The organism is Pseudomonas sp. TUM25319 (genome assembly GCF_056388475.1).
This window is the reverse complement of record NZ_CM150751.1, coordinates 6,401,341-6,427,120: the sequence shown is the minus strand read 5'-3', so window position 1 is coordinate 6,427,120 and position 25,780 is coordinate 6,401,341. Positions and strand designations below refer to the sequence as shown.

Sequence of the window (25,780 nt, the reverse complement as noted above, 5' to 3'; positions counted from 1 at the left end):
AATCTTTTTGCGAGGGCTTTATGGCTCGTACTACAGCAATTAACCGCTACCGTAACATCGGTATCTGTGCCCACGTTGACGCGGGCAAGACTACCACTACTGAGCGGATCCTGTTCTACACAGGTCTGAGCCACAAGATGGGCGAGGTGCACGACGGCGCCGCGACTACCGACTGGATGGTGCAGGAGCAGGAGCGGGGTATCACCATTACCTCCGCTGCCGTGACTACCTTCTGGAAAGGTTCCCGTGGTCAGTACGACAACTACCGCGTAAACGTCATCGATACCCCTGGCCACGTTGACTTCACCATTGAAGTAGAGCGTTCGCTGCGTGTTCTCGACGGCGCTGTCGTTGTCTTCTGCGGTACTTCCGGTGTCGAGCCTCAGTCCGAAACCGTATGGCGTCAGGCCAACAAGTACGGCGTTCCACGTGTTGTCTACGTGAACAAGATGGACCGTGCTGGTGCAGACTTCCTGCGCGTCGTAGGTCAGATCAAGAACCGTCTGGGTCACACCCCGGTTCCTGTTCAGCTGGCCATCGGCTCGGAAGAGAACTTCCAGGGTCAGGTCGACCTGATCAAGATGAAAGCCATCTACTGGAACGAAGACGACAAAGGCACCACCTACCGCGAGGAAGAGATTCCTGCGGAACTGGTCGAGCTGGCCAATGAGTGGCGCAACAACATGGTCGAGGCGGCAGCCGAGGCCAACGAAGAGCTGATGAACAAGTACCTGGAAGAAGGTGACCTGTCCGTCGAAGACATCAAGGCTGGTCTGCGCGCCCGTACCCTGGCGAGCGAGATCGTTCCTGCTGTCTGCGGTTCTTCGTTCAAGAACAAGGGTGTTCCGCTGGTTCTCGATGCTGTTATCGATTTCCTGCCTGCGCCTACCGAAATTCCTGCGATCAAGGGCGTTCACCCTGACAGCACCGACGACAATGAAATTGTCGACGAGCGTCATGCTGACGACAACGAGCCGTTCTCGGCTCTGGCGTTCAAGATCGCTACCGACCCGTTCGTTGGTACTCTGACCTTCGTCCGCGTTTACTCGGGCTTCCTGAGTTCCGGTGACTCCGTCATCAACTCGGTCAAAGGCAAGAAAGAGCGCGTTGGTCGTATGGTGCAGATGCACGCCAACCAGCGTGAAGAGATCAAGGAAGTACGTGCGGGCGACATCGCTGCTCTGATCGGCATGAAAGACGTCACCACTGGTGACACTCTCTGCGACGCCGACAAGCCGATCATCCTCGAGCGTATGGACTTCCCTGAGCCGGTAATTTCGGTTGCTGTCGAGCCGAAAACCAAGGCTGACCAGGAGAAGATGGGTATCGCTCTGGGCAAGCTGGCCCAGGAAGACCCGTCGTTCCGCGTCAAGACCGACGAAGAAACCGGCCAGACCATCATCTCCGGTATGGGTGAGCTGCACCTGGACATCCTCGTTGACCGCATGAAGCGCGAATTCAACGTCGAGGCCAACATCGGCAAGCCGCAGGTTTCCTACCGCGAAACCACTACCAAGGACAACGTCGAGATCGAAGGCAAGTTCGTTCGTCAGTCCGGTGGTCGTGGTCAGTTCGGTCACTGCTGGATTCGTTTCTCGACTCCGGACGTGGACGACAAGGGCAACATCACTGAAGGTCTGGTGTTCACCAACGAAGTTGTTGGTGGTGTGGTTCCTAAGGAATACATCCCGGCTATCCAGAAGGGTATCGAAGAGCAGATGAAGAACGGCGTCGTTGCCGGCTATCCGCTGATCGGCCTGAAGGCTACCGTGTTCGATGGTTCCTACCACGACGTCGACTCCAACGAGATGGCGTTCAAGATCGCTGCCTCCATGGCGACCAAGCAACTGGCCCAGAAGGGCGGTGGTAAAGTGCTTGAGCCGATCATGAAGGTAGAAGTGGTGACCCCTGAGGACTACATGGGTGACGTGATGGGTGACCTGAACCGTCGTCGTGGTCTGATCCAGGGTATGGAAGACTCGGTCTCCGGCAAGGTTATCCGTGCTGAAGTTCCGCTCGGAGAGATGTTCGGTTATGCGACCGACGTTCGTTCCATGTCTCAGGGTCGCGCGAGCTACTCCATGGAATTCTCCAAATACGCCGAAGCTCCGTCGAACATCGTCGAAGCACTCGTTAAAAAACAAGGCTAATCCAGCCCTTTAGGCAAGAGGTTCACTGTCGTGGCTAAAGAAAAATTCGAACGTAACAAACCGCACGTCAACGTTGGCACCATCGGTCACGTTGACCACGGTAAAACCACTCTGACCGCAGCTCTGACTCGCGTCTGCTCCGAAGTTTTCGGTTCGGCTCGTGTTGACTTCGACAAGATCGACTCGGCTCCAGAAGAGAAGGCTCGTGGTATCACCATCAACACCGCTCACGTAGAGTACGACTCGAACGTCCGTCACTACGCGCACGTTGACTGCCCAGGCCACGCCGACTACGTCAAGAACATGATCACCGGTGCTGCCCAGATGGACGGCGCGATCCTGGTTTGCTCGGCCGCCGATGGTCCGATGCCACAAACCCGTGAGCACATCCTGCTGTCCCGTCAGGTAGGCGTACCGTACATCGTTGTCTTCCTGAACAAGGCTGACATGGTTGACGACGCAGAGCTGCTGGAACTGGTCGAGATGGAAGTTCGCGACCTGCTGAGCACCTACGACTTCCCAGGTGACGACACTCCGATCATCGTTGGTTCGGCTCTGATGGCCCTGAACGGCGAAGACGACAACGAGCTGGGTACTTCGGCTGTCAAGAAGCTGGTTGAAACTCTGGACAGCTACATCCCAGAGCCAGAGCGTGCTATCGACAAGCCGTTCCTGATGCCAATCGAAGACGTGTTCTCGATCTCCGGCCGCGGTACCGTAGTTACCGGTCGTGTTGAGCGTGGCATCGTCCGCATCCAGGAAGAAGTCGAGATCGTTGGTCTGCGTGACACCACCAAGACCACCTGCACCGGCGTTGAAATGTTCCGCAAGCTGCTGGACGAAGGCCGTGCTGGCGAGAACTGCGGCGTTCTGCTGCGTGGCACCAAGCGTGACGACGTTGAGCGTGGTCAGGTTCTGGCCAAGCCAGGTTCGGTCAAGCCGCACACCAAGTTCACCGCAGAAGTTTACGTTCTGAGCAAGGAAGAAGGCGGTCGTCACACTCCGTTCTTCAAAGGCTACCGTCCACAGTTCTACTTCCGTACTACTGACGTGACTGGTAACTGCGAACTGCCGGAAGGCGTAGAAATGGTAATGCCAGGCGATAACATTCAGATGACTGTTACCCTGATCAAGACCATCGCGATGGAAGATGGTCTGCGCTTCGCCATCCGTGAAGGCGGTCGTACCGTCGGCGCCGGCGTCGTAGCCAAAATCATCGAGTAATCTCGATAGGTTGAAAAAGCCCCCGCTCAGCGGGGGCTTTTTTATTGGGTTGACACCCAATAGGGGCGTCTATAGAATCACGCCTCCTTTTAACGGGCGTAGTGCGCCCGGTGGGAATAGCAGCCTGGAGTCTGAAATCCAATGCAAAATCAGCAAATCCGTATCAGGTTGAAGGCATTCGACCATCGCCTGATCGACCAATCTACCCAGGAAATCGTGGAAACCGCGAAACGTACTGGTGCTCAGGTGCGTGGTCCTATTCCACTGCCTACCCGTAAAGAGCGGTTCACCGTTCTGGTCTCCCCGCACGTCAACAAAGACGCGCGTGACCAGTACGAGATCCGTACTCATAAGCGCGTACTGGACATCGTCCAGCCAACGGATAAAACCGTTGATGCACTTATGAAGCTTGATCTTGCGGCAGGTGTGGAAGTGCAGATCAGCCTCGGCTAAGACTCGGGTCTTGGTCGTGTAACGCTCTGAAATGGGCGGCCATAGCGGGTGAAAGCCCCGTACACTCATGAGGTTTTAAACATGACTATTGGTGTAATCGGTCGTAAGTGCGGTATGACCCGCATTTTCACCGAAGAAGGTGTCTCCATTCCGGTCACGGTCATTGAGATCGAGCCGAATCGTGTCACCCAGTTCAAATCTGAAGAAACCGATGGCTATCGTGCAGTGCAAGTCACTGTCGGTGAGCGTCGCGCTTCGCGTGTGACCGCTGCTCAGGCGGGTCATTTCGCCAAGGCGAACGTTGCCGCTGGTCGTGGCGTCTGGGAATTCCGCCTTGAAGAAGGCGAGTACCAGGCTGGCGACTTGATCAATGCTGAACTCTTCGCTGCAGGCCAACTGGTAGACGTTACCGGTCAGTCCAAAGGTAAAGGCTTTGCCGGTACCATCAAGCGCTGGAACTTCCGCGGTCAAGACAACACCCACGGTAACTCCGTTTCCCACCGCGTCCCGGGCTCTATCGGCCAGTGCCAGACTCCTGGTCGTGTTTTCAAGGGCAAGAAAATGTCCGGTCACATGGGCGCCGAGCGCGTGACCGTTCAGTCCCTGGAAGTAGTGCGCGTCGACGCTGAACGCAACCTTCTGCTGGTCAAGGGTGCCGTTCCTGGCGCTACTGGCGGCGATGTTGTTGTGCGTCCGGCTGTCAAGGCTCGCGGGTAAGGGGAAACTGACATGCAACTAAATGTAAATGACGCTCAGGCGATCGAAGTTTCCGAACTGACCTTCGGTGGCGAATTCAACGAGACGCTGGTTCACCAGGCAGTCGTGGCCTACATGGCTGGCGGTCGTCAAGGCACCAAGCAGCAAAAGACCCGTTCCGACGTAGCAGGTGGCGGTAAGCGCCCATGGCGTCAGAAGGGTACTGGTCGCGCTCGTGCCGGTACCACTCGTGGTCCGATCTGGCGTGGCGGTGGCGTGACTTTCGCAGCACGTCCTCAAGACCACTCGCAGAAGCTCAACAAGAAGATGTATCGCGCAGCAATGCGTTCGATCCTCTCCGAGCTGGTGCGCACCGACCGTCTGGTCGTGGTTCAGGACTTCGCTGTTGAAGCCCCGAAAACCAAAGATCTGCTGGGCAAGCTGAACGGCATGGGTCTGAACGATGTACTGATCGTTTCCGACGCTGTTGATCAGAACCTGTACCTGGCTGCTCGCAACCTGCCACACGTCGACGTACGTGACGTGCAAGGTTCCGATCCGGTCAGTCTGATCGCATACGAAAAAGTGTTGATCACTGTTTCGGCCGTGAAGAAATTCGAGGAGCTGCTGGGATGAACCAGGAACGCGTATTTAAAGTTCTACTTGGCCCGCACGTTTCCGAGAAGGCCACGGTTCTGGCTGACAAGAAAGGCCAGTTCGTTTTCAAGGTTGCGACCGACGCAACCAAGCTGGAAATCAAGAAGGCCGTCGAAAGCCTGTTCAGCGTGAAAGTGGAAAGCGTAACTACCCTGAATGTTCTGGGTAAGACCAAGCGCACCGCTCGCGGCCTGGGCAAGCGTAATGACTGGAAGAAGGCGATCATCTCCCTTCAGCCAGGCCAAGATCTCGATTTCAGCAGCAGTGCTGAGTAAGGAAGGGGTGCATCATGGCAATCGTTAAATGCAAACCGACTTCCCCTGGCCGCCGTTTTGTGGTCAAGGTGGTCAACCAGGAGCTGCATAAAGGCGCTCCTCACGCACCGCTGATCGAGAAGAAATCGAAGTCTGGTGGTCGTAACAACAATGGTCGTATCACTACCCGTCACGTGGGTGGTGGTCACAAGCAGCATTACCGTCTGGTTGACTTCCGTCGCAATGACAAGGACGGCATCGCCGCCACTGTCGAGCGCATCGAATACGACCCGAACCGTACTGCTCACATTGCCCTGCTGTGCTACGCAGACGGCGAGCGTCGCTACATCATCGCCCCTAAAGGCGTGAGCGCTGGTGACCAGCTGATCGCAGGTGCTCTGGCTCCAATCAAGCCAGGCAACTCCCTGCAGCTGCGCAACATCCCAGTGGGTAGCACCGTTCACGGCATCGAGCTGAAGCCAGGTAAAGGTGCACAAATCGCTCGTTCCGCTGGTGCCTCGGCTCAGCTGATCGCTCGCGAAGGTGTCTACGTGACCCTGCGTCTGCGCTCTGGTGAAATGCGTAAAGTGCTGGCTGAGTGCCGTGCGACCCTGGGCGAAGTCTCGAACACCGAGCACAGCCTGCGTTCGCTGGGTAAAGCTGGTGCCAAGCGCTGGCGTGGCGTTCGCCCAACCGTTCGTGGTGTTGCCATGAACCCGGTTGACCACCCGCATGGTGGTGGTGAAGGTCGTACCTCCGGTGGTCGTCATCCGGTATCGCCATGGGGCTTCCCGACCAAGGGTGCGAAGACTCGTGGTAATAAGCGTACCGACAACATGATCGTCCGTCGTCGCAAGTAAATAGAGGGATACGACAGTGCCACGTTCTCTGAAAAAAGGTCCTTTTATTGATCTTCACCTACTGAAGAAGATCGAAGTGGCGGCGGAAAAGAACGATCGCAAACCAGTTAAGACCTGGTCGCGTCGTTCCATGATCCTGCCACAAATGGTCGGTCTGACCATCGCGGTTCACAACGGTCGTCAACACGTCCCAGTTCTGGTGAACGAAGACATGGTCGGCCATAAACTGGGCGAGTTCGCCGGTACCCGCACCTACCGCGGGCACGTGGCTGACAAGAAAGCCAAGCGTTAAGGGGTAAGGAAATGGAAGTAGCCGCTAAGTTGTCGGGCGCTCGCATCTCCGCCCAGAAAGCCCGCTTGGTCGCCGACCAGATCCGCGGGAAGAAGGTGGGTGAAGCGCTCAACCTGTTGGCTTTCAGCAGCAAGAAAGCTGCTGAAATCATGAAGAAAGTCCTCGAGTCGGCCGTAGCCAACGCCGAGCATAACGAAGGCGCAGACGTTGATGACCTGAAGGTCTCCACCGTTTTCGTCAACGAAGGGCGTTCGCTGAAGCGCATCATGCCGCGTGCCAAAGGCCGCGCTGATCGCATCGTCAAGCGGTCTTGCCATATCACTGTCAAGGTTGCGGACAAGTAACGGAGTCGATCAGATGGGTCAGAAAGTACATCCCACTGGCATTCGCCTGGGAATCGTCAAGGAGCACACCTCCGTCTGGTATGCAGACGGCGCTACTTACGCAGATTACCTGTTGAAGGATCTGAAAACGCGTGAGTACCTCCAAGACAAACTAAAAAGCGCGTCCGTTAGCCGTATCGATATCCATCGTCCGGCTCAAACTGCACGCATCACCATCCACACCGCTCGTCCAGGTATCGTTATCGGGAAGAAAGGTGAAGATGTTGAGAAACTGCGTCAGGACCTGACCAAGCAAATGGGTGTGCCTGTGCACATCAATATCGAAGAGATCCGCAAGCCGGAACTCGACGGTATGCTGGTTGCTCAGAGCGTAGCTCAGCAGCTGGAGCGTCGCGTAATGTTCCGTCGTGCCATGAAGCGCGCCGTACAGAACGCCATGCGCATTGGTGCCAAAGGCATCAAGATCCAGGTGAGCGGTCGTCTCGGCGGTGCTGAGATCGCACGTACTGAATGGTATCGCGAAGGTCGTGTGCCACTGCACACCCTGCGTGCCGATATCGACTATGCCACCTACGAAGCTCACACCACTTACGGTGTGATCGGTGTCAAGGTTTGGATCTTCAAAGGCGAAGTTATCGGTGGTCGCCAAGAAGAACTGAAACCACAAGCACCAGCGCCTCGTAAAAAAGCTGCTAAGTAAGGGGTACGCCAAATGTTGCAACCTAAGCGTACAAAATTCCGCAAGCAGATGACTGGCCACAACCGTGGTCTGGCGCTGCGCGGTAGCAAGGTCAGCTTCGGCGAGTTCGCCCTGAAAGCTGTTGCCCGCGGTCGTCTCACCGCCCGCCAGATCGAGTCGGCACGTCGTGCTCTGACCCGTCACGTAAAACGTGGCGGCAAGATCTGGATCCGCGTATTCCCGGACAAGCCGGTTACCAAGAAGCCTCTCGAAGTTCGGATGGGTAAAGGTAAGGGTTCCGTTGAGTACTGGGTTGCCCAGATCCAGCCAGGCAAAGTCCTGTACGAGATCGAGGGTGTTTCTGAAGAGTTGGCGCGTGAGGCTTTCGCCCTGGCTGCTGCAAAGCTGCCTCTCGCCACCTCCTTTGTTAAGCGGACGGTGATGTGATGAAAGCGAATGAACTTCGTGAAAAATCAGCACAGCAACTGAACGAGCAACTGCTCGGCTTGCTGCGCGACCAGTTCAATCTGCGTATGCAGAAAGCAACTGGCCAGTTGGGGCAGTCGCACCTGCTCTCGCAAGTTAAGCGTGACATCGCTCGCGTGAAAACTGTGCTCAACCAGCAGGCAGGTAAGTGATCATGGCTGAAGCTGAAAAAACCGTCCGTACGCTGACTGGCCGTGTCGTCAGCGACAAGATGGACAAGACCATCACCGTACTGATCGAGCGTCGCGTAAAGCACCCGATCTACGGTAAATACGTTAAGCGTTCGACTAAGCTGCACGCTCACGACGAAAACAACCAGTGCCATATCGGCGACAAGGTTTCCATCCGTGAAACCCGTCCGCTGGCCAAGACCAAGTCCTGGGCACTGGTTGAAGTTCTCGAACGCGCTGTTGAAGTCTAAGGGCTAAGGGTCGGAGATATTTTATGATTCAGACTCAATCCATGCTCGATGTGGCCGATAACAGCGGCGCTCGTCGCGTCATGTGCATCAAGGTTCTCGGCGGTTCGCACCGCCGTTACGCCGCTATCGGTGACATCATCAAGGTAACCGTCAAGGAAGCAATTCCGCGCGGTAAAGTGAAGAAGGGCCAAGTGATGACTGCTGTTGTAGTCCGCACTCGCCACGGTGTCCGTCGCGCTGACGGCTCCATCATTCGCTTTGATGGCAACGCTGCTGTTCTGCTGAACAACAAGCAAGAGCCGATCGGCACCCGTATCTTTGGGCCAGTGACCCGTGAGCTTCGTTCCGAGAAGTTCATGAAGATCGTCTCGCTCGCCCCAGAAGTGCTGTAAGGAGATCCGACATGCAAAAGATTCGTCGTGACGACGAGATCATCGTGATCGCCGGCAAAGACAAAGGTAAGCGCGGTAAGGTGCTGAAGGTTCTCGCTGACGACCGTCTGGTTGTTGGCGGTGTCAACCTGGTGAAGCGTCATACCAAGCCTAACCCTATGTCGGGCGTACAAGGCGGTATCGTCGAGAAAGAAGCGCCACTGCACGCTTCCAACGTCGCCATTTTCAACGGCGAAACCAACAAGGCTGACCGCGTTGGTTTCAAAGTAGAAGACGGCAAAAAAATTCGTGTCTTCAAGTCGACCCAAAAAGCGGTTGATGCTTGAACACTGCTAGGTAGAAGACCATGGCACGACTGAAAGAGATTTATCGGAAGGAAATCGCTCCCAAGCTTAAGGAAGAACTTAAGCTGGCGAACGTGATGGAAGTTCCGCGCGTTACCAAGATCACCCTGAACATGGGTCTGGGCGAAGCAATCGGCGACAAGAAAGTCATCGAGCACGCTGTTGCCGACCTGGAAAAGATCACCGGTCAAAAAGCCGTTGTGACTTTCGCTCGGAAATCCATCGCGGGCTTCAAAGTCCGTGAAGGCTGGCCGATTGGCGTCAAAGTTACCCTGCGCCGCGATCGTATGTACGAATTCCTGGACCGCCTGCTGGCGATCTCCCTGCCTCGGGTTCGCGACTTCCGCGGCCTGAATGCCAAGTCCTTCGACGGTCGTGGCAACTACAGCATGGGCGTGAAAGAGCAGATCATCTTCCCGGAAATCGACTACGACAAGATCGATGCTCTCCGCGGTCTGGACATTACCCTGACCACCACTGCTCGTACGGATGACGAAGGTCGCGCCCTGCTGCGTGCTTTCAAATTCCCGTTCCGCAACTGATTGGAGTAGGAAAATGGCCAAGAAGAGCATGAAAAACCGCGAGCTGAAGCGTCAGCTCACGGTTGCCAAGTACGCCAAGAAGCGTGCCGAGCTGAAAGCGATCATCGTGAACCTGGAAGTTACTCCAGAAGAGCGTTTCGCAGCTGTTGTAGCTCTGCAGAAGCAGCCTCGTGACGCCAGCGCTTCGCGCCTGCGTAACCGCTGCCGCCTCACCGGTCGTCCACACGGCGTTTACCGCAAGTTCGGCCTCGGCCGTAACAAGCTGCGTGAAGCAGCAATGCGCGGTGACGTTCCAGGTCTGGTCAAGGCCAGCTGGTAAGACGCACTGGCGGAGTCCCGGTGGCGGGGGAGCGATCTTCCGACCACCGGTGACCTTGCATCGAAACAAGCCCCTTTTGGGGCTTGTTTCGTTTCGGGGATGTGTCTAGAATGACCGGCTCACCTGAGCCCGGGTTTTTCCGCGCGCCTTCAGGTGACAGTAGTAGCCGAAAGGCTAATTTTTTTGTGTATCAGGAGCGTCTAGCCCATGAGTATGCAGGACCCGTTAGCGGACATGCTAACTCGCATCCGTAATGCCCAGATGGCTGAAAAGTCCGTCGTAAGCATGCCTTCTTCGACTCTGAAGGTTGCGGTCGCCAAAGTTCTGAAGGACGAAGGTTACATCGCTGGTTACCAGGTAACCACCGATGCCAAGCCATCGCTCTCCATCGAGCTGAAATACTTCGAAGGCCGTCCGGTCATCGAAGAAGTCAAGCGCGTAAGCCGTCCTGGTCTGCGCCAGTACAAGTCCGTCGAAGAGCTGCCGAAAGTACGTGGCGGCCTGGGCGTGTCTATCGTCTCCACCAACAAGGGTGTGATGACTGATCGTGCTGCGCGTGCTGCCGGTGTTGGCGGCGAAGTTCTCTGCACAGTGTTCTAAGGGGGGATAAGCATGTCTCGCGTCGCTAAGAACCCCGTTAAGCTGCCAGCTGGTGTCGAAGTAAAATTCGCCGGTCAGCAGCTTTCGGTGAAGGGTGCCAAGGGCACTCTCGAACTGAACGTTCACTCGTCCGTAGAAGTGGTCGAAGAAGCCGGTGAGCTGCGTTTCGCTGCTCGCAATGGCGACCAGCAAACCCGCGCTATGGCCGGTACTACCCGTGCCCTGGTAAACAACATGGTCCAAGGCGTGAGCCAAGGCTTCGAGCGCAAGCTCCAGCTGGTCGGTGTTGGTTACAAAGCACAAGCCAAAGGCAACGTGCTGAACCTGGCGCTCGGCTTCTCGCATCCAGTGGATTACGAACTGCCAGCCGGTATCACCGCTGAAACGCCTAGCCAGACCGATATCCTGATCAAGGGCATCGACAAGCAGCTGGTAGGTCAGGTGGCCGCTGAAATCCGCGACTTCCGTCCGCCAGAGCCTTACAAAGGCAAGGGTGTGCGTTACGCGGACGAAGTAGTCCGTCGTAAAGAAGCCAAGAAGAAGTAGGGCATAGCAAATGACCGACAAAAAAGTTACTCGTCTGCGTCGCGCTCGCAAAGCACGCCTGAAAATGCACGATCTCGAAGTCGTGCGTCTGTGCGTGTTCCGCTCCTCGCAGCACATCTACGCCCAGGTCATTTCGGCCGACGGCAGCAAGGTCCTGGCCAGCGCCTCGACTTTGGACAAAGAACTGCGTGATGGCGCCACCGGCAACATCGACGCGGCCACTAAGGTTGGCAAGCTGGTAGCCGAGCGTGCGAAAGCCGCCGGTGTATCTCAAGTTGCCTTTGACCGTTCCGGCTTCAAGTACCATGGCCGCGTGAAAGCGCTGGCTGATGCTGCTCGTGAAGGCGGGCTGGAGTTCTAAGTTATGGCAAATAACGATCAAAAGCGCGACGAAGGCTACATCGAGAAGCTGGTTCAGGTTAACCGCGTTGCCAAGACCGTAAAAGGTGGCCGTATCTTCACCTTCACCGCGCTGACCGTGGTAGGTGATGGCAAGGGCCGTGTTGGCTTCGGCCGTGGCAAGTCGCGCGAAGTACCTGCTGCGATCCAGAAAGCCATGGAAGCTGCTCGTCGCAACATGATTCAGGTTGACCTGGACGGCACTACTCTGCAGTACGCCACCAAGTCCGCCCATGGCGCTTCGAAGGTCTACATGCAGCCTGCATCGGAAGGTACCGGTATCATCGCCGGTGGCGCCATGCGTGCCGTCCTGGAAGTTGCTGGTGTTCAGAACGTCCTGGCCAAGTGCTATGGCTCGACCAACCCGGTGAACGTGGTTCACGCCACCTTCAAGGGTCTGAAGGCTATGCAATCTCCTGAGTCCATTGCTGCCAAGCGCGGCAAGAGCGTTGAGGAGATCCTCTGATCATGGCAACCGTTAAAGTAACGCTGATCAAAAGCACCGCCGGCCGTCTGCCTAACCACAAACTGTGCGTTAAGGGTCTGGGTCTGCGTCGCATCGGTCACACTGTAGAAGTCCAGGATACTCCCGAGAATCGCGGGATGATCAACAAGGCTTACTACATGCTGCGCGTCGAGGGTTAATCGATGAAACTCAATGATCTGAGTCCAGCGCCGGGTTCCCGTCGCGAGAAGCATCGTCCGGGTCGTGGTATCGGTAGCGGTTTGGGTAAGACTGGTGGCCGCGGTCACAAAGGTCAGACCTCCCGTTCCGGTGGCACCATTGCTCCTGGCTTTGAAGGCGGTCAACAGCCGCTGCACCGTCGTCTGCCGAAGTTCGGCTTCGTTTCCCTGAAAGCCATGGACCGCGCTGAAGTGCGTCTGTCCGAGCTGGCCAAGGTGGAAGGCGACGTAGTTAGCGTTCAGTCCCTGAAGGACGCCAACGTGATTAACCAGAACGTACAGCGTGTGAAAATCATGCTGTCGGGCGAAGTTACTCGCGCGGTCACCATCAAGGGTATCGCAGCCACCAAAGGTGCGCGTGCGGCTATCGAAGCAGCTGGCGGCAAGTTCGAGGAATAAATGGCTAAGCAAGGTGCTCTCTCTTCGCTCGGCAAAGGCGGGATGTCTGAACTTTGGGCTCGTCTGCGTTTTCTGTTCCTGGCGATCATCGTCTATCGGATCGGTGCGCATATCCCAGTTCCAGGTGTAAACCCGGACCGGCTGGCCGAACTGTTTCGACAGAATGAGGGGACCATTCTTAGCTTGTTCAACATGTTTTCCGGCGGCGCGCTGGAGCGCATGAGCGTATTTGCACTGGGGATCATGCCGTATATCTCGGCATCGATCATCATGCAGCTCATGACCGCTGTCAGCCCGCAGCTGGAGCAGTTGAAGAAGGAAGGTGAAGCTGGCCGTCGCAAGATCAGCCAGTACACCCGCTACCTCACCGTTATCCTGGCGTTGGTCCAGGCCACTGGCATGTCCATTGGTCTGGCTGGTCAGGGCGTGGCGTTTTCTGCTGGTTTCGGCTTCCATTTCGTTGCGGTGTCCACCTTCGTGGCTGGCGCAATGTTCATGATGTGGCTGGGCGAGCAGATCACGGAGCGCGGTGTGGGCAACGGTATCTCGATGCTCATCTTCGCAGGTATCGTTGCCGGTCTTCCGAGAGCAATCGGGCAGTCTTTCGAGTCTGCACGTACAGGCGATATCAACATTTTCGCCCTGGTCGCTATCGGTCTGCTGGCAGTAGCGATTATCGGTTTCGTGGTCTTCATCGAGCGTGGTCAGCGTCGTATTGCTGTTCACTACGCGAAGCGTCAGCAGGGCCGCAAGGTTTTCGCTGCGCAGACGAGCCACTTGCCGCTTAAAGTGAACATGGCTGGTGTTATTCCGGCCATTTTCGCAAGCAGCATTCTGCTGTTTCCGGCTTCGCTGGGTTCCTGGTTCGGTCAGTCCGAGGGTATGGGCTGGTTGCAGGATGTCGCGCAGTCGATCGCTCCTGGTCAGCCGTTGAATATCTTGCTGTTTAGTGCGGGGATCGTGTTCTTCTGCTTCTTCTACACAGCGCTGATGTTCAATCCGAAAGACGTAGCGGAAAACCTGAAGAAGTCCGGTGCCTTTATTCCGGGTATCCGTCCTGGTGAGCAGTCTGCACGCTACATTGATGGCGTTCTGACTCGTCTGACCATGTTCGGTGCTCTTTATATGACGGCCGTCTGCCTGCTTCCCCAGTTCCTGGTGGTCGCAGCAAACGTTCCGTTCTACCTTGGCGGGACCTCGTTGCTGATCGTGGTAGTGGTTGTGATGGACTTCATGTCCCAAGTACAATCGCACCTCGTTTCGCATCAGTACGAATCCCTCATGAAGAAAGCCAATCTGAAAGGTTACGGTGGCAGCGGTCTGCTGCGCTGAAACCCTTAAGGTTCGAGGAGTTGGTGATGAAAGTTCGTGCATCGGTTAAAAAACTGTGCCGCAACTGCAAGATTATTCGCCGCGAAGGTATCGTTCGAGTAATTTGCAGCGCGGAACCGCGTCACAAGCAGCGCCAAGGCTGAGTGTGATCTGTGCTTCAAACCCAGCAGCTAGTGTGCTGCTGGGTTGATTAATTGTTTCTACAGCGATATTATCTCGCGCCCTATTTCTTGGCTTCCGGGGCGTAGGTAGCTGTCAATTGGAGTCCCACTGAATGGCCCGTATTGCAGGCGTTAACATTCCAGATAACAAGCACACTGTTATCTCGCTGACCTACATCTACGGTGTTGGTCGCACCACTGCACAGAAAATCTGTGCAGACACTGGGGTAAACCCAGCCGCAAAGATCAAGGATCTGAGCGACGAGCAAATTGAACAGCTGCGTAGCGAAGTTGCGAAGTTCACCACCGAAGGTGACCTGCGTCGCGACATCAACATGAAAATCAAGCGGTTGATGGACCTGGGCTGCTACCGCGGTCTGCGTCATCGTCGGGGTCTGCCAGTACGCGGTCAGCGTACCAAGACCAATGCCCGTACCCGTAAAGGTCCGCGTAAGCCGATCCGCAAGTAATCGCACCAGCGAATCGACAGGAATTTAGACATGGCAAAACCTGCTGCTCGTCCTCGTAAGAAAATCAAAAAGACAGTGGTTGATGGCATCGCCCACATCCACGCGTCTTTCAACAACACCATCGTGACCATCACCGATCGTCAAGGTAACGCTCTGTCCTGGGCTACCTCCGGCGGTTCGGGTTTCCGTGGTTCCCGCAAATCGACCCCGTTCGCTGCTCAGGTAGCTGCTGAACGTGCTGGTCAAGCTGCGCTGGAATACGGCCTGAAGAACCTCGACGTAAACGTCAAGGGTCCAGGTCCAGGTCGTGAGTCCGCTGTTCGTGCACTGAACGGCTGCGGCTACAAGATCGCCAGCATCACCGACGTGACGCCAATCCCGCATAACGGGTGCCGTCCGCCGAAGAAGCGTCGCGTGTAATCAGGAGACAGATAAATGGCACGTTACATTGGTCCAAAATGCAAACTGTCTCGTCGTGAAGGCACCGATCTGTTCCTGAAGAGCGGCGTTCGCGCTCTGGAATCGAAGTGCAACATCGAAGCAGCCCCAGGTATCCACGGCCAGCGCCGTGGCCGTCAGTCCGACTACGGCACCCAGCTGCGCGAGAAGCAAAAAGTCCGTCGTATCTACGGCGTTCTCGAGCGTCAATTCAGCGGTTACTACAAGCAAGCGGCCTCCAAGAAGGGCGCTACTGGCGAGAACCTGCTGCAACTGCTCGAATGCCGTCTGGATAACGTCGTTTACCGTATGGGCTTCGGTGCTACCCGCGCTGAATCCCGTCAGCTGGTTTCGCACAAAGCGATCAGCATCAACGGCAAGACTGTAAACGTTCCGTCCTACCAAGTTCGTCCGGGTGACGTGGTCGCAGTTCGCGAGAAATCGCTGAACCAGCTGCGCATTGTTCAAGCCCTTGAACTGTGCGCTCAGCGTGGCCGCGTTGAGTGGGTAGAAGTGGACGCTGCCAAGAAGTCGGGCGTTTTCAAGAACGTTCCTGCTCGCAGCGACCTGTCTGCCGACATCAACGAAAACCTGATTGTCGAGCTCTACTCCAAGTAAGGGCTAGAAAATAGGTGCATCCATGCAGATTTCGGTAAATGAGTTCCTGACGCCCCGCCACATCGATGTGCAGGTCGTCAGTCCAACCCGCGCTAAAATCACGCTCGAGCCTCTCGAGCGTGGTTTCGGCCATACCCTGGGCAACGCGCTGCGCCGCATCCTGTTGTCCTCCATGCCTGGCTGTGCAGTAGTCGAGGCCGAGATCGACGGTGTACTCCACGAGTACTCCGCGATCGAAGGTGTACAGGAAGACGTCATTGAAATCCTGTTGAACCTGAAAGGCCTGGCTATCAAACTGCACGGTCGTGACGAAGTTACGCTGACCTTGTCGAAAAAGGGTTCGGGGGTGGTTACCGCTGCCGATATTCAGCTGGATCATGATGTCGAGATCGTTAACCCCGATCACGTAATCGCTAACCTGGCGTCCAATGGCGCCCTGAACATGAAGCTCACCGTAGCTCGTGGTCGTGGTTATGAGCCGGCCGATTCGCGTCAGAGCGATGAAGACGAAAGCCGCAGCATCGGTCGCTTGCAGCTCGACTCTTCGTTCAGCCCGGTTCGCCGTATCGCATACGTGGTGGAAAACGCCCGTGTCGAACAGCGTACCAACCTGGACAAGCTGGTTATTGATCTGGAAACCAACGGTACCCTGGATCCTGAAGAGGCCATCCGTCGTGCTGCAACCATCCTGCAACAGCAGCTGGCTGCATTCGTCGACCTCAAAGGCGACAGCGAGCCCGTGGTAGTCGAGCAGGAAGACGAGATCGATCCGATCCTGCTTCGTCCGGTTGACGATCTGGAATTGACCGTACGTTCGGCCAACTGCCTGAAGGCGGAGAACATCTACTACATCGGCGATCTGATTCAGCGCACCGAAGTAGAGCTGTTGAAAACTCCAAACCTCGGCAAGAAGTCCCTGACTGAAATCAAGGACGTACTGGCTTCCCGTGGTCTGTCCCTCGGCATGCGCCTCGACAACTGGCCGCCTGCAAGTCTTAAGAAAGACGACAAGGCGACTGCCTGATCGTCGTAATCACCGAACGTAGTGTTTGGTAAGGAATGAATCATGCGTCATCGTAAAAGTGGACGTCACCTGAGCCGTACCAGCTCTCACCGCAAGGCCATGTTCCAAAACATGGCGGTGTCGCTGTTCGAGCACGAGCTGATCAAAACTACCCTGCCAAAAGCCAAGGAACTGCGCCGCGTTGCCGAGCCGCTGATCACCCTGGCCAAGGAAGACAGCGTAGCTAACCGTCGCCTGGCTTTCGACCGTACCCGTTCGAAAGAAATCGTCGGCAAGCTGTTCAACGATCTGGGCAAGCGCTACGCCACCCGTCAGGGCGGCTACCTGCGTATCCTGAAGTGCGGTTTCCGCGCTGGCGACAACGCGCCTATGGCGTACGTCGAGCTGGTTGATCGTCCTGTCGGTGGCTCGGTAGAAGCTGCTGAATAAGACGAACAGTCTTGAACAGAAAACCGGGCCTTTGCGCCCGGTTTTTTGTTTTCCGACGTTTGAGATATGCGCCCTTGGCGCTGATTGCGCATAACTCGAAATGATAAGAAGAAACGCCCTCATTTTGTGGGTTTTTCAATGAAAATCACTACTGTTCACCGGCTTTTTTCAACGTTTTTGCGCATTTCTCAGTGACCTCTCATTCATCCTGGTTCAAACTATGGCTTTCACACAGGGAGAAGCGGGACGATGCAAGGTCACCCGGACGTAATCGACTATCTCAACACGTTGCTGACGGGCGAACTGGCGGCACGCGATCAGTACTTCATTCACTCTCGGATGTACGAGGATTGGGGCTTCAGCAAGCTCTACGAGCGTATCAACCACGAGATGGAGGAAGAGGCGCAACACGCCGATGCCCTGATTCGTCGAATCCTGATGCTCGAAGGCACTCCACGCATGCGTCCGGATGATCTGGATGTCGGTACTACGGTGCCGGATATGATCGCCGCTGACCTTCGTCTGGAGTACAAGGTTCGCGCAGCGCTGTGCAAAGGCATCGAGTTGTGCGAGCTGCACAAGGACTACATCAGCCGCGATATCCTCCGTCTGCAACTGGCCGATACCGAGGAAGATCACACCTACTGGCTGGAGAAGCAGCAAGGTCTGATCAAGTCTTTGGGCCTCGAGAACTATCTGCAATCGCAGATGTAATACCAGGCAAAGAAAAGCCCCCGTCCCTGCTCAGGTACGGGGGCTTTCTCATTTCAGCCGTGTGCGATCAGGCGCGGTCTCGCTCCAGCAACGGCTTGAGGTAATGCCCGGTGTGGGATTGCTTCATCTTCGCCAGTTCCTCCGGCGTACCGCAGGCAATGATCTGGCCGCCCTTGGAACCACCCTCCGGGCCGAGATCCACCAGCCAGTCGGCAGTCTTGATCACGTCCAGGTTGTGCTCGATCACCACAACGGTATTGCCGTGATCGCGCAGGCGGTGCAGGACATCCAGCAACTGCTGGATGTCGGCGAAGTGCAGGCCGGTGGTTGGCTCGTCGAGGATGTAGAGCGTCTTGCCGGTATCGCGCTTGGACAATTCGCGCGACAGCTTGACCCGCTGCGCTTCGCCGCCGGACAGGGTGGTCGCCGACTGCCCGAGCTTGATGTAGGACAGGCCGACGTCCATGAGCGTCTGCAGCTTGCGCGCCAGCGCCGGAACGGCATTGAAGAAGTCCCGGGCTTCCTCGATGGTCATTTCAAGGACTTCGTGGATGTTCTTGCCCTTGTATTTGATCTCCAGGGTTTCACGGTTGTAGCGCTTGCTCTTGCAGACATCGCAGGGAACGTAGATGTCTGGCAGGAAGTGCATTTCGACCTTGATAAGTCCATCCCCCTGACAGGCCTCGCAGCGTCCTCCCTTCACGTTGAAGGAGAAGCGACCCGGACCGTAGCCGCGTGAGCGGGACTCCGGAACGCCCGAGAACAGTTCACGAATCGGTGTGAAGAGGCCGGTGTACGTCGCAGGGTTCGAGCGAGGTGTACGACCGATGGGGCTCTGATCGATATCCACGACCTTGTCGAGGTGCTGCAGGCCGTCGCAGCTGTCGTGGGCGGCAGCCTCGACACTGGTGGCGCCATTCAGGGCGGTGGCGGCCAGCGGGAACAGGGTGTTGTTGATCAACGTCGACTTGCCGGAGCCGGATACACCGGTCACACAGGTGAGCAGGCCAATCGGGATTTCAAGGTCGACGTTCTGCAGGTTGTTGCCGCGTGCGCCTTTGAGCTTGATGGACAGCTTCTTGTTGCGTGGCGTGCGCTTGGCTGGCACGGCGATCTTCTTGCGACCGGACAGGTACATGCCCGTCAGCGATTCGGGGTGGGCCATGACTTCAGCCGGTGAGCCTTCTGCGACAATCTGCCCGCCGTGTACGCCGGCGCCCGGGCCAATGTCCACCACATAGTCGGCAAGGCGGATAGCGTCCTCGTCGTGCTCCACGACAATCACCGTGTTGCCGATGTCCCGCAGATGATTGAGTGTTGCCAGCAGGCGATCGTTGTCGCGTTGGTGCAGGCCAATGGAGGGCTCGTCGAGGATGTACATCACGCCGACCAGGCCGGCACCGATCTGACTGGCCAGGCGGATACGCTGGGCTTCGCCACCGGACAGCGTATCGGCACTGCGATCGAGGGTCAGGTAATCGAGGCCGACGTTCACCAGGAACTGAAGACGCTCACAGATTTCCTTGAGGATCTTGTCAGCGATTTCCCCACGGCGTCCGGTCAGCTTCAGGCCGCCAAAATAGTCGCTGGCGTCGCCGATGGGCAGGCCAGTCACTGCCGGTAGCGTTTTCTCCCCGACCCAGACGTGCCGGGCTTCACGACGCAGGCGCGTGCCACGGCAATCCGGGCAGGGTTGGGTGCTGAGGAATTTGGCCAGTTCTTCGCGAACCGTCGCAGACTCGGTTTCACGATAGCGGCGCTCCAGGTTCGGGACGATGCCTTCGAACGGGTGGGAGCGCTTGACGATATCACCGCGGTCGTTGAGGTACTTGAAGTCGACGTTCTGCTTGCCGCTGCCGTAGAGAATGATCTTTTGCTGGTCGGCCGGCAATTCGCTGAACGGGCTCTCCAGGCTGAAGCCGAAATGTGCGGCCAGCGAGCCGAGCATCTGGAAGTAATAGACGTTGCGCCGGTCCCAGCCGCGGATAGCTCCCTCGGCCAGCGTCAGTTCGCCATTGACCAGACGCTTGGCGTCGAAGAACTGCTTGACCCCCAGGCCGTCGCAGGTCGGGCATGCACCGGCAGGATTGTTGAAGGAAAACAGCTTGGGTTCCAGCTCGCTGATGGCGTGGCCGCAGATCGGGCAAGCGAAGCGTGCCGAGAAGATCATTTCCTCGCCAGCCTCGTCGTCCATCGGCGCAACCAGCGCGATACCATCCGCCAGATTCAGGGCGGTCTCGAAGGACTCGGCCAGACGCTGTTGAAGGTCTTCGCGAACCTTGAAGCGGTCCACTACCACATCAATGCTGTGCTTCTTCTGTTTGTCGAGCTTGGGTAGTTCGTCCAGCTCGAACAGCTTGCCGTTGATTCGCGCGCGCACGAAGCCCTGGGCCCGCAGTTCTTCGAATACTGCCAGGTGTTCGCCCTTGCGCTCGCGGATTACCGGTGCCAGGAGCATCAGCTTGCTGCCTTCGGGCTGGGCCAGGACGAGATCGACCATCTGGCTGACGGTCTGTGCTTCCAGCGGGATATCGTGATCAGGGCAGCGCGGCGTGCCAACGCGGGCGTAGAGCAGGCGCAGGTAATCGTAGATCTCGGTGATGGTGCCCACGGTCGAGCGCGGGTTGTGGGAGGTGGACTTCTGCTCGATGGAGATTGCCGGCGACAGACCCTCGATGGTGTCGACATCGGGTTTTTCCATCATCGACAGGAACTGCCGGGCATAGGCCGACAGCGACTCCACGTAGCGCCGCTGCCCTTCGGCATAAAGGGTGTCGAAGGCCAGTGACGACTTGCCGGAACCGGACAGGCCGGTGATGACGATGAGCTTGTCCCGCGGGAGAGTCAGGTCGATGTTCTTCAGGTTGTGGGTACGTGCCCCACGAATCAGGATCTTGTCCACTTGGGCCTCGCTCGGCGGGCATAAACGCAGCAGTATACGGTTCGCCAGCAGTGCGCGGCAAAGCGTCGCGTAGATGCTGTTACACGATGGGACTGGTAGAATCGCCGCCGGTTCACACGAGGTTTATCCATGCACGATCCCCACAGCGAACGCATGAGTGGCAGCGAAACCCGCGCCGCAGGCGGCCTGGCCCTGGTGTTCGCTTTCCGTATGCTGGGCATGTTCATGGTCCTGCCGGTACTGGCTACCTATGGCATGGACCTGGCCGGCGCGACCCCGGCGCTGATTGGCCTGGCCATTGGTGCCTACGGTCTGACCCAGGCGGTGTTGCAGATTCCGTTCGGTGTCATTTCCGATCGCATCGGCCGTCGCCCAGTGATCTATCTGGGGCTGGTGATCTTTGCGCTGGGGAGTGTGCTGGCGGCCCAGGCCGATTCGATCTGGGGGGTGATTGCCGGACGTATCCTGCAGGGAGCAGGGGCGATTTCCGCTGCAGTGATGGCGTTGCTGTCGGACCTGACTCGAGAACAGCACCGCACCAAGGCCATGGCGATGATCGGCATGAGCATTGGCCTGTCGTTCGCCGTCGCGATGGTGGTGGGGCCATTGTTGACCCGCACGTTCGGTCTCTCTGGTCTGTTCCTGGCGACAGCGGCAATGGCGTTGGTGGGCATCGCGCTGATCGCGTTTGTCGTACCGGCTTCCAACGGCCCGCTGCAGCACCGTGAGTCCGGTGTGGCCAGGCAGGCGCTTGGGCCGACGCTGCGACATCCCGATCTGCTGCGCCTGGACGTGGGCATTTTCGTCCTGCACGCGATCCTCATGGCCAGCTTCGTCGCCTTGCCGCTGGCGTTCGTCGAGCGCGGAGGGCTGCCCAAGGAAGAGCACTGGTGGGTTTACCTGACGGCACTGCTGATTTCATTCTTCGCAATGATTCCGTTCATTATCTATGGTGAGAAAAAGCGCAAGATGAAACGCGTCCTGCTGGGCGCGGTCAGTGTCTTGCTGCTGACGGAGCTGTTCTTCTGGGAGCTGGGGAACAGCCTGTCGGCACTGGTGATCGGAACCGTGATCTTCTTCACCGCCTTCAACCTGCTGGAAGCGTCGTTGCCGTCGTTGATCAGCAAAGTGTCGCCAGCCGGCGGCAAAGGGACGGCGATGGGGGTCTATTCCACCAGCCAGTTCCTGGGGGCGGCGCTGGGCGGAATCCTGGGTGGCTGGATGTTCCAGCATGGTGGCCTGGCCACGGTGTTCCTCGGCTGCGCGGGTTTGTGCGCGCTCTGGCTCGCCGTAGCTGTTACCATGCGCGAACCACCTTATGTAACGAGCCTGCGCATGCCGTTGTCGCCCGAGGCGCTGCGCGAAGCGGGCTTGACCGAGCGCCTGAAGGCCGTGCCGGGTGTGACCGACGCAGTGGTGGTGGCAGATGAAGCCGCCATCTATATCAAACTGGATACACAAATTTTGGATCGCTCGACCCTGGAACGCCTGGTGAACCCGGCATCCGCGGCGTGCGAAGCCTAGGAGAACGTTATGGCCCGTGGGGTTAACAAAGTCATTTTGGTCGGCACCTGTGGCCAGGATCCTGAAGTACGCTACCTGCCGAACGGTAACGCAGTCACCAACCTGAGCCTGGCCACCAGCGAGCAGTGGACCGACAAGCAGACCGGCCAGAAGGTCGAGCGCACCGAGTGGCACCGCGTCTCGATGTTCGGCAAGGTCGCCGAGATCGCCGGTGAGTACCTGCGCAAGGGTTCCCAGGTGTACATCGAAGGCAAGCTGCAGACCCGTGAGTGGGAAAAAGACGGCATCAAGCGTTACACCACCGAAATCATCGTCGACATGCAGGGCACCATGCAGCTGCTCGGCGGCCGTCCACAGAACCAGGATGGCGGTGCCCCGCGTGACAACTACAACCAGGCGCCTCAGGCTCCACGCCAGCAGGCTCAGCGCCCGCAACAGGCTCCACAGCGCCCGGCGCCTCAGCAGCCAGCGCCGCAGCCGGCTCCGGACTTCGACAGCTTTGATGACGATATTCCGTTCTAAAATACACCCAAGATATTTTTGTAAAAAATAATCCAAGGCCCTGATTTTCAGGGCTTTTTTTTTGACATGATTTTTTGTCTGAAATCTGAGCTAGGGTCTATTCGCTACCGAGAGATTTTGTAAAGTTTAAGGAGGGTGCATGGCTGAGCTGTGTGTTCGCTCGTTTGTGATGCAGTCAGGGGAGCGCTACTGCCTGATCCTCGATCGCGAGACAGGTGTGCCGCTGTACGCTCCGAACCTTTTCCTGACGACCCAGATACGAAACGCCAGTCTTTCCTTCGCCAGCATGATGAGCTGTGCGGGTCACTTGGTTGTGTTGCTTCGATTCCTGGCGACTCATGACATCGACCTGGCACTGCGCATTCATACCCAGCAGTTCTTGTCTGGCTTCGAGATGGACGCCTTTCGTGATTACTGCGCTTTAACCTCAGTTTGTGACCCGGCATACCCTTCGGAGCAGAAGCGCGCGTCGTGGCATTGTCGGGCAGCTGTCACGACGAAAACGCAGCACGGCCGACTCACCGCAGCCGCTCGATACATCGACTGGTTAGGCCACCAACAGATCAATCACCTGCGTTCGGACTTCAGCCAGCTGAAAGCCTGCACAAATGGGCTCCGCAGCCGGCGACCAAAGCAAAAAGGAAGGAATAACGGCTTGGTTGATCGCGCCGTTGATAAAGACTGCATCGCTCTGCTTCTCAACATGCTCACGCCCAACTCGCAACTCAATCCGTTCAAACCGCTTGTCCAGGATCGGAACCTACTCATTATCGCTATCGAGTTGGAGCTTGGCATACGAGGCGGCGAGCTCCTGAATATCAGGGTAGAAGATCTTGATTTTGCAAAGAATACCCTGCGGATCATTCGACGCGCAGATCAGAAAGACGACCCACGGTCACGCCAACCGTTGGTGAAGACGCAAGATCGTGAACTACCGGTATCTGAAAAGCTTATGGGTGAGATTCATCGTTATATCGTTAAAGAAAGACGGAATATACCGAATGTTTCGAAATGTCCCTATCTGTTTGTAACCGCTCAGAGCGGGCCTACGGTTGGTAAGCCTTTGTCGAAGTCAGCATACAATAAAATGTGGCATACGATTCAGAGGCTCCACCCTGAACTAAAAGAATTATCTGGGCATCGACTCCGACATACGTGGAATAATAATTTCTCGGCGCTGATGGATCAGCAAGATCCCCCCGTTCCGGAAGCCAAGCAAGATCAAATGCGATCATACTTACAGGGTTGGAAGCCTGGCTCCGGAACGGCTGCGACCTATAATCGACGATCTATTGTCAAGCGCGCGCAAGAAGCCAGTTTGGAACTTCAGCGTAAGGCGTTTAAGGTGGTGGAAGATGATTAATGATTCGTTCGATAGGTTGGAGTCATCTGCTCGCAATAGGATTTCTTTCAGGGGGTATGCGTTTTCATTGGATGATTGTATATGGAGGCTTGATAAGGATATAGAGTTGAATTTGCTCTTTGTAAAGCGGAGGCTCGATAATTAGAAGTATTCATCTTTCATTAAGGTTTTGAGCTTCTTTGCTGAAACTTGTTCCTCTAGTCATACCGCTAATATACTTGATCGCTATCGGTTGCTGTTGGATTTTGCTAGCGAATCCCCTTTGGATGTAAGGACGATAATAAGATATAGAAGTACTCTCGGTGAGAGTCGCGAATGGTATCTCGCGGTAGTAAGGGTCCTATTTAAGAAGTGGGAGGCACTTGGCTTGCCGGGACTTGAGCGAGACGTAGTTTCATTGCTCACGTCGTGGCGGTTGAAGGTGAATAGAAGAGGGGATGCCATCAAAAGATCAGATCCGAACCAAGGCGCGCTTTCGGATATTGAGTTGCAATCGGTTTTGGAAAAATCAGCACAGGCCTATGAGCAAGGTCGCTTAGACGTGACAGGCTTGTGCGTGATTCAGCTATTAGCTTCGTCAGGCCGGCGGGGGATCCAACTGGCTGCACTCAAGGTCAAGGATGTGAAGTGCCGGCAGCAGCCTGATGGGTTATGTACGTATCATGTCAACTATCCACGAGCAAAGCAGAGACATACTGGGTTTAGGGCTGAATTTCGCGAGATAGCAATAATCAAGGATGTCTGGGATGCTTTACAAGTTCAGATAAAGCATGTGCTTGCTGTTGTGTCTTCTTGTGTGGGCGCTGAGCTCCCAGAGGCAGTTGGCGCAGAGTTACCTTTGTTTGTACATGGGAGTGCGCTGGCGGGAATTAAAGGGATTGATGCTCTAGTGGTGGCGAATACTTCAGATAGGCTTCATGCCCCTTCCAATAAAATGGAAGTGATTCTCGCAGAGGCCATCGCGATTTGTCAGGTGTATTCCGAAAGAACCGGGAAGTTAATCAAGCTAACACCGAGACGCTTTCGCTACACATTGGGAACACGCGCGGCACGAGAGGGGTGCGGGATTCATGTGATTGCCGAACTGCTCGATCACTCTGACACACAGGCAGCTCACGTCTACACCGAGAACGTGCCTGAATATGCAGCCAGGATTGATGAGGCCGTGAGTCAACACCTCACCCATTACGCCCAAGCGTTTGCCGGTGTGCTGGTCGATAGTAAGGCGTTTGCTGTGAGAGGGGAGGATCCAACGAGTGACATCCGTGACTTCTCAGGGAAGGGCACCGGGACTTGTGGCCACTATGGATTTTGTGGGGCCAGTGTGCCCGTGCCCTGCTACACATGCGTCCATTTTCAGCCTTGGTTGGAAGGACCTCACCAAGATGTCTATCAGAGGCTGCTAGAGGAGAGAGCGCGTATTTTCTCTGTGACACAGGATGCGGCTGTTACCGCTGTATTGGATCGCAGCATTCTTGCAGTGGCGCAGGTGATCCAGGCGTGTCTCAAGCGAAAGACTAAGTGAGTACCGGAGAACTTGAA

The 25,780-nt window shown here is 56.5% G+C and carries 36 protein-coding genes; 35 read left to right on the top strand and 1 reads right to left on the bottom strand.

Annotation, left to right across the window (positions count from 1 at the left end; all coding sequences use genetic code 11):
• Positions 1-20 precede the first annotated feature (20 nt).
• From fusA to bfr, 31 genes are all read left to right on the top strand, one after another.
• Positions 21-2,150 carry an elongation factor G gene (gene fusA, locus AC05QJ_RS29175; RefSeq protein ID WP_476744642.1) on the top strand — a complete coding sequence of 710 codons (2,130 nt, stop codon included), beginning with the start codon at positions 21-23 and terminating at the stop codon, positions 2,148-2,150.
• A gap of 30 nt (positions 2,151-2,180) precedes the next feature.
• Positions 2,181-3,374, top strand: coding sequence for an elongation factor Tu (gene tuf, locus AC05QJ_RS29170; RefSeq protein ID WP_476744641.1), 1,194 nt, complete (start codon positions 2,181-2,183; stop codon positions 3,372-3,374).
• Positions 3,375-3,515: 141 nt separating this feature from the next.
• Positions 3,516-3,827 carry a 30S ribosomal protein S10 gene (rpsJ, locus tag AC05QJ_RS29165; RefSeq protein ID WP_003186070.1) on the top strand — a complete coding sequence of 104 codons (312 nt, stop codon included), beginning with the start codon at positions 3,516-3,518 and terminating at the stop codon, positions 3,825-3,827.
• An 81-nt stretch (positions 3,828-3,908) separates the two neighbouring features.
• Positions 3,909-4,544 carry a 50S ribosomal protein L3 gene (gene rplC, locus AC05QJ_RS29160; RefSeq protein WP_330073297.1) on the top strand — a complete coding sequence of 212 codons (636 nt, stop codon included), beginning with the start codon at positions 3,909-3,911 and terminating at the stop codon, positions 4,542-4,544.
• A gap of 12 nt (positions 4,545-4,556) precedes the next feature.
• Positions 4,557-5,159, top strand: a complete 603-nt coding sequence (rplD, locus tag AC05QJ_RS29155; RefSeq protein WP_476744640.1) for a 50S ribosomal protein L4 — start codon at positions 4,557-4,559, stop codon at positions 5,157-5,159.
• Positions 5,156-5,455, top strand: a complete 300-nt coding sequence (rplW, locus tag AC05QJ_RS29150) for a 50S ribosomal protein L23 (protein ID WP_009397515.1) — start codon at positions 5,156-5,158, stop codon at positions 5,453-5,455. Before rplD ends, rplW begins: the two co-directional genes overlap by 4 nt.
• Before the next feature lie 14 nt (positions 5,456-5,469).
• Complete coding sequence (gene rplB / locus AC05QJ_RS29145; RefSeq protein ID WP_009397513.1) at positions 5,470-6,294, top strand: 50S ribosomal protein L2; 825 nt, start codon at positions 5,470-5,472, stop codon at positions 6,292-6,294.
• Positions 6,295-6,310: 16 nt separating this feature from the next.
• On the top strand, positions 6,311-6,586 hold the full coding sequence (gene rpsS / locus AC05QJ_RS29140) for a 30S ribosomal protein S19 (RefSeq protein ID WP_002555486.1): 276 nt from the start codon (positions 6,311-6,313) through the stop codon (positions 6,584-6,586).
• Between the two features lie 11 nt (positions 6,587-6,597).
• Positions 6,598-6,930 carry a 50S ribosomal protein L22 gene (gene rplV / locus AC05QJ_RS29135; RefSeq protein WP_003103908.1) on the top strand — a complete coding sequence of 111 codons (333 nt, stop codon included), beginning with the start codon at positions 6,598-6,600 and terminating at the stop codon, positions 6,928-6,930.
• 13 nt (positions 6,931-6,943) lie between these two features.
• Positions 6,944-7,630 carry a 30S ribosomal protein S3 gene (gene rpsC, locus AC05QJ_RS29130; protein WP_009397510.1) on the top strand — a complete coding sequence of 229 codons (687 nt, stop codon included), beginning with the start codon at positions 6,944-6,946 and terminating at the stop codon, positions 7,628-7,630.
• Between the two features lie 12 nt (positions 7,631-7,642).
• Complete coding sequence (gene rplP / locus AC05QJ_RS29125; protein WP_009397508.1) at positions 7,643-8,056, top strand: 50S ribosomal protein L16; 414 nt, start codon at positions 7,643-7,645, stop codon at positions 8,054-8,056.
• A complete protein-coding gene (rpmC, locus tag AC05QJ_RS29120) occupies positions 8,056-8,247 on the top strand; it encodes a 50S ribosomal protein L29 (protein WP_002555481.1) in 192 nt (63 codons plus the stop codon). Before rplP ends, rpmC begins: the two co-directional genes overlap by 1 nt.
• A gap of 2 nt (positions 8,248-8,249) precedes the next feature.
• Positions 8,250-8,516: a 30S ribosomal protein S17 gene (gene rpsQ / locus AC05QJ_RS29115; protein ID WP_031303185.1), complete on the top strand. Its 267-nt coding sequence runs from the start codon at positions 8,250-8,252 to the stop codon at positions 8,514-8,516.
• 23 nt (positions 8,517-8,539) lie between these two features.
• Positions 8,540-8,908, top strand: coding sequence for a 50S ribosomal protein L14 (gene rplN / locus AC05QJ_RS29110; RefSeq protein ID WP_009397502.1), 369 nt, complete (start codon positions 8,540-8,542; stop codon positions 8,906-8,908).
• Positions 8,909-8,919: 11 nt separating this feature from the next.
• On the top strand, positions 8,920-9,234 hold the full coding sequence (gene rplX, locus AC05QJ_RS29105; RefSeq protein WP_333407582.1) for a 50S ribosomal protein L24: 315 nt from the start codon (positions 8,920-8,922) through the stop codon (positions 9,232-9,234).
• Between the two features lie 20 nt (positions 9,235-9,254).
• A complete protein-coding gene (gene rplE, locus AC05QJ_RS29100; RefSeq protein ID WP_009397500.1) occupies positions 9,255-9,794 on the top strand; it encodes a 50S ribosomal protein L5 in 540 nt (179 codons plus the stop codon).
• Between the two features lie 13 nt (positions 9,795-9,807).
• The gene (rpsN, locus tag AC05QJ_RS29095) at positions 9,808-10,113 is read left to right on the top strand and encodes a 30S ribosomal protein S14 (protein WP_476744639.1); all 306 of its coding nucleotides are present in this window, start codon (positions 9,808-9,810) and stop codon (positions 10,111-10,113) included.
• A 207-nt stretch (positions 10,114-10,320) separates the two neighbouring features.
• On the top strand, positions 10,321-10,713 hold the full coding sequence (rpsH, locus tag AC05QJ_RS29090; protein WP_476744638.1) for a 30S ribosomal protein S8: 393 nt from the start codon (positions 10,321-10,323) through the stop codon (positions 10,711-10,713).
• Positions 10,714-10,725: 12 nt separating this feature from the next.
• Positions 10,726-11,259 (top strand): 50S ribosomal protein L6, encoded by a 534-nt coding sequence (gene rplF / locus AC05QJ_RS29085; RefSeq protein WP_042123531.1) that lies wholly within the window; start codon positions 10,726-10,728, stop codon positions 11,257-11,259.
• Positions 11,260-11,269: 10 nt separating this feature from the next.
• Positions 11,270-11,620, top strand: coding sequence for a 50S ribosomal protein L18 (gene rplR / locus AC05QJ_RS29080; protein ID WP_042123534.1), 351 nt, complete (start codon positions 11,270-11,272; stop codon positions 11,618-11,620).
• A 3-nt stretch (positions 11,621-11,623) separates the two neighbouring features.
• Positions 11,624-12,124: a 30S ribosomal protein S5 gene (gene rpsE / locus AC05QJ_RS29075; RefSeq protein ID WP_042123536.1), complete on the top strand. Its 501-nt coding sequence runs from the start codon at positions 11,624-11,626 to the stop codon at positions 12,122-12,124.
• Positions 12,125-12,126: 2 nt separating this feature from the next.
• Entirely contained in the window at positions 12,127-12,303 is a 177-nt protein-coding gene (gene rpmD / locus AC05QJ_RS29070) for a 50S ribosomal protein L30 (RefSeq protein ID WP_009397493.1), read from the top strand.
• A 3-nt stretch (positions 12,304-12,306) separates the two neighbouring features.
• Complete coding sequence (gene rplO, locus AC05QJ_RS29065) at positions 12,307-12,741, top strand: 50S ribosomal protein L15 (protein ID WP_028695412.1); 435 nt, start codon at positions 12,307-12,309, stop codon at positions 12,739-12,741.
• A complete protein-coding gene (gene secY, locus AC05QJ_RS29060) occupies positions 12,742-14,073 on the top strand; it encodes a preprotein translocase subunit SecY (RefSeq protein ID WP_476744637.1) in 1,332 nt (443 codons plus the stop codon). It abuts the gene before it with no gap.
• 26 nt (positions 14,074-14,099) lie between these two features.
• Positions 14,100-14,216 (top strand): 50S ribosomal protein L36, encoded by a 117-nt coding sequence (rpmJ, locus tag AC05QJ_RS29055; protein WP_011531897.1) that lies wholly within the window; start codon positions 14,100-14,102, stop codon positions 14,214-14,216.
• Between the two features lie 131 nt (positions 14,217-14,347).
• Positions 14,348-14,704 carry a 30S ribosomal protein S13 gene (gene rpsM / locus AC05QJ_RS29050; RefSeq protein ID WP_095159996.1) on the top strand — a complete coding sequence of 119 codons (357 nt, stop codon included), beginning with the start codon at positions 14,348-14,350 and terminating at the stop codon, positions 14,702-14,704.
• A gap of 30 nt (positions 14,705-14,734) precedes the next feature.
• The gene (rpsK, locus tag AC05QJ_RS29045; protein WP_007924177.1) at positions 14,735-15,124 is read left to right on the top strand and encodes a 30S ribosomal protein S11; all 390 of its coding nucleotides are present in this window, start codon (positions 14,735-14,737) and stop codon (positions 15,122-15,124) included.
• A 15-nt stretch (positions 15,125-15,139) separates the two neighbouring features.
• Entirely contained in the window at positions 15,140-15,760 is a 621-nt protein-coding gene (gene rpsD, locus AC05QJ_RS29040; RefSeq protein WP_476744636.1) for a 30S ribosomal protein S4, read from the top strand.
• Positions 15,761-15,782: 22 nt separating this feature from the next.
• A complete protein-coding gene (locus AC05QJ_RS29035; RefSeq protein WP_003186012.1) occupies positions 15,783-16,784 on the top strand; it encodes a DNA-directed RNA polymerase subunit alpha in 1,002 nt (333 codons plus the stop codon).
• Between the two features lie 42 nt (positions 16,785-16,826).
• Positions 16,827-17,213, top strand: coding sequence for a 50S ribosomal protein L17 (gene rplQ / locus AC05QJ_RS29030; protein ID WP_002555463.1), 387 nt, complete (start codon positions 16,827-16,829; stop codon positions 17,211-17,213).
• 249 nt (positions 17,214-17,462) lie between these two features.
• Positions 17,463-17,927 (top strand): bacterioferritin, encoded by a 465-nt coding sequence (bfr, locus tag AC05QJ_RS29025; protein WP_476744635.1) that lies wholly within the window; start codon positions 17,463-17,465, stop codon positions 17,925-17,927.
• Positions 17,928-17,994: 67 nt separating this feature from the next.
• On the opposite strand, the gene uvrA is transcribed toward bfr, so the two are convergent.
• Positions 17,995-20,829 carry an excinuclease ABC subunit UvrA gene (gene uvrA, locus AC05QJ_RS29020; protein ID WP_476744634.1) on the bottom strand — a complete coding sequence of 945 codons (2,835 nt, stop codon included), beginning with the start codon at positions 20,827-20,829 and terminating at the stop codon, positions 17,995-17,997.
• A 129-nt stretch (positions 20,830-20,958) separates the two neighbouring features.
• Between uvrA and AC05QJ_RS29015 the strand changes: the two genes are divergently transcribed.
• The 4 genes from AC05QJ_RS29015 (at position 20,959) to AC05QJ_RS29000 (ending at position 25,763) form a co-directional block, all read left to right on the top strand.
• Positions 20,959-22,353, top strand: a complete 1,395-nt coding sequence (locus AC05QJ_RS29015) for an MFS transporter (protein ID WP_476744633.1) — start codon at positions 20,959-20,961, stop codon at positions 22,351-22,353.
• Positions 22,354-22,362: 9 nt separating this feature from the next.
• Entirely contained in the window at positions 22,363-22,875 is a 513-nt protein-coding gene (locus AC05QJ_RS29010; protein WP_476744632.1) for a single-stranded DNA-binding protein, read from the top strand.
• A 139-nt stretch (positions 22,876-23,014) separates the two neighbouring features.
• The gene (locus AC05QJ_RS29005; protein ID WP_476744631.1) at positions 23,015-24,238 is read left to right on the top strand and encodes a tyrosine-type recombinase/integrase; all 1,224 of its coding nucleotides are present in this window, start codon (positions 23,015-23,017) and stop codon (positions 24,236-24,238) included.
• Between the two features lie 160 nt (positions 24,239-24,398).
• Complete coding sequence (locus tag AC05QJ_RS29000) at positions 24,399-25,763, top strand: site-specific integrase (protein ID WP_476748031.1); 1,365 nt, start codon at positions 24,399-24,401, stop codon at positions 25,761-25,763.
• Positions 25,764-25,780: the final 17 nt, after the last annotated feature.

Coding starts and splice junctions, on each gene's coding strand:
- rplF (WP_042123531.1), top strand. CDS start 10,726: ATGTCTCGCGTCGCTAAGAACCCCGTTAAGCTGCCAGCTGGTGTCGAA.
- rplC (WP_330073297.1), top strand. CDS start 3,909: ATGACTATTGGTGTAATCGGTCGTAAGTGCGGTATGACCCGCATTTTC.
- rpsK (WP_007924177.1), top strand. CDS start 14,735: ATGGCAAAACCTGCTGCTCGTCCTCGTAAGAAAATCAAAAAGACAGTG.
- rplD (WP_476744640.1), top strand. CDS start 4,557: ATGCAACTAAATGTAAATGACGCTCAGGCGATCGAAGTTTCCGAACTG.
- rplE (WP_009397500.1), top strand. CDS start 9,255: ATGGCACGACTGAAAGAGATTTATCGGAAGGAAATCGCTCCCAAGCTT.
- secY (WP_476744637.1), top strand. CDS start 12,742: ATGGCTAAGCAAGGTGCTCTCTCTTCGCTCGGCAAAGGCGGGATGTCT.
- fusA (WP_476744642.1), top strand. CDS start 21: ATGGCTCGTACTACAGCAATTAACCGCTACCGTAACATCGGTATCTGT.
- AC05QJ_RS29005 (WP_476744631.1), top strand. CDS start 23,015: ATGGCTGAGCTGTGTGTTCGCTCGTTTGTGATGCAGTCAGGGGAGCGC.
- rplB (WP_009397513.1), top strand. CDS start 5,470: ATGGCAATCGTTAAATGCAAACCGACTTCCCCTGGCCGCCGTTTTGTG.
- rplW (WP_009397515.1), top strand. CDS start 5,156: ATGAACCAGGAACGCGTATTTAAAGTTCTACTTGGCCCGCACGTTTCC.
- AC05QJ_RS29015 (WP_476744633.1), top strand. CDS start 20,959: ATGCACGATCCCCACAGCGAACGCATGAGTGGCAGCGAAACCCGCGCC.
- rpsN (WP_476744639.1), top strand. CDS start 9,808: ATGGCCAAGAAGAGCATGAAAAACCGCGAGCTGAAGCGTCAGCTCACG.
- bfr (WP_476744635.1), top strand. CDS start 17,463: ATGCAAGGTCACCCGGACGTAATCGACTATCTCAACACGTTGCTGACG.
- rpsH (WP_476744638.1), top strand. CDS start 10,321: ATGAGTATGCAGGACCCGTTAGCGGACATGCTAACTCGCATCCGTAAT.
- rpsQ (WP_031303185.1), top strand. CDS start 8,250: ATGGCTGAAGCTGAAAAAACCGTCCGTACGCTGACTGGCCGTGTCGTC.
- rpsC (WP_009397510.1), top strand. CDS start 6,944: ATGGGTCAGAAAGTACATCCCACTGGCATTCGCCTGGGAATCGTCAAG.
- rpmJ (WP_011531897.1), top strand. CDS start 14,100: ATGAAAGTTCGTGCATCGGTTAAAAAACTGTGCCGCAACTGCAAGATT.
- rpsE (WP_042123536.1), top strand. CDS start 11,624: ATGGCAAATAACGATCAAAAGCGCGACGAAGGCTACATCGAGAAGCTG.
- rpsM (WP_095159996.1), top strand. CDS start 14,348: ATGGCCCGTATTGCAGGCGTTAACATTCCAGATAACAAGCACACTGTT.
- AC05QJ_RS29010 (WP_476744632.1), top strand. CDS start 22,363: ATGGCCCGTGGGGTTAACAAAGTCATTTTGGTCGGCACCTGTGGCCAG.
- rplN (WP_009397502.1), top strand. CDS start 8,540: ATGATTCAGACTCAATCCATGCTCGATGTGGCCGATAACAGCGGCGCT.
- rplQ (WP_002555463.1), top strand. CDS start 16,827: ATGCGTCATCGTAAAAGTGGACGTCACCTGAGCCGTACCAGCTCTCAC.
- rpsJ (WP_003186070.1), top strand. CDS start 3,516: ATGCAAAATCAGCAAATCCGTATCAGGTTGAAGGCATTCGACCATCGC.
- rplV (WP_003103908.1), top strand. CDS start 6,598: ATGGAAGTAGCCGCTAAGTTGTCGGGCGCTCGCATCTCCGCCCAGAAA.
- rplP (WP_009397508.1), top strand. CDS start 7,643: ATGTTGCAACCTAAGCGTACAAAATTCCGCAAGCAGATGACTGGCCAC.
- AC05QJ_RS29035 (WP_003186012.1), top strand. CDS start 15,783: ATGCAGATTTCGGTAAATGAGTTCCTGACGCCCCGCCACATCGATGTG.
- rplO (WP_028695412.1), top strand. CDS start 12,307: ATGAAACTCAATGATCTGAGTCCAGCGCCGGGTTCCCGTCGCGAGAAG.
- rpmD (WP_009397493.1), top strand. CDS start 12,127: ATGGCAACCGTTAAAGTAACGCTGATCAAAAGCACCGCCGGCCGTCTG.
- rplR (WP_042123534.1), top strand. CDS start 11,270: ATGACCGACAAAAAAGTTACTCGTCTGCGTCGCGCTCGCAAAGCACGC.
- rplX (WP_333407582.1), top strand. CDS start 8,920: ATGCAAAAGATTCGTCGTGACGACGAGATCATCGTGATCGCCGGCAAA.
- rpmC (WP_002555481.1), top strand. CDS start 8,056: ATGAAAGCGAATGAACTTCGTGAAAAATCAGCACAGCAACTGAACGAG.
- rpsD (WP_476744636.1), top strand. CDS start 15,140: ATGGCACGTTACATTGGTCCAAAATGCAAACTGTCTCGTCGTGAAGGC.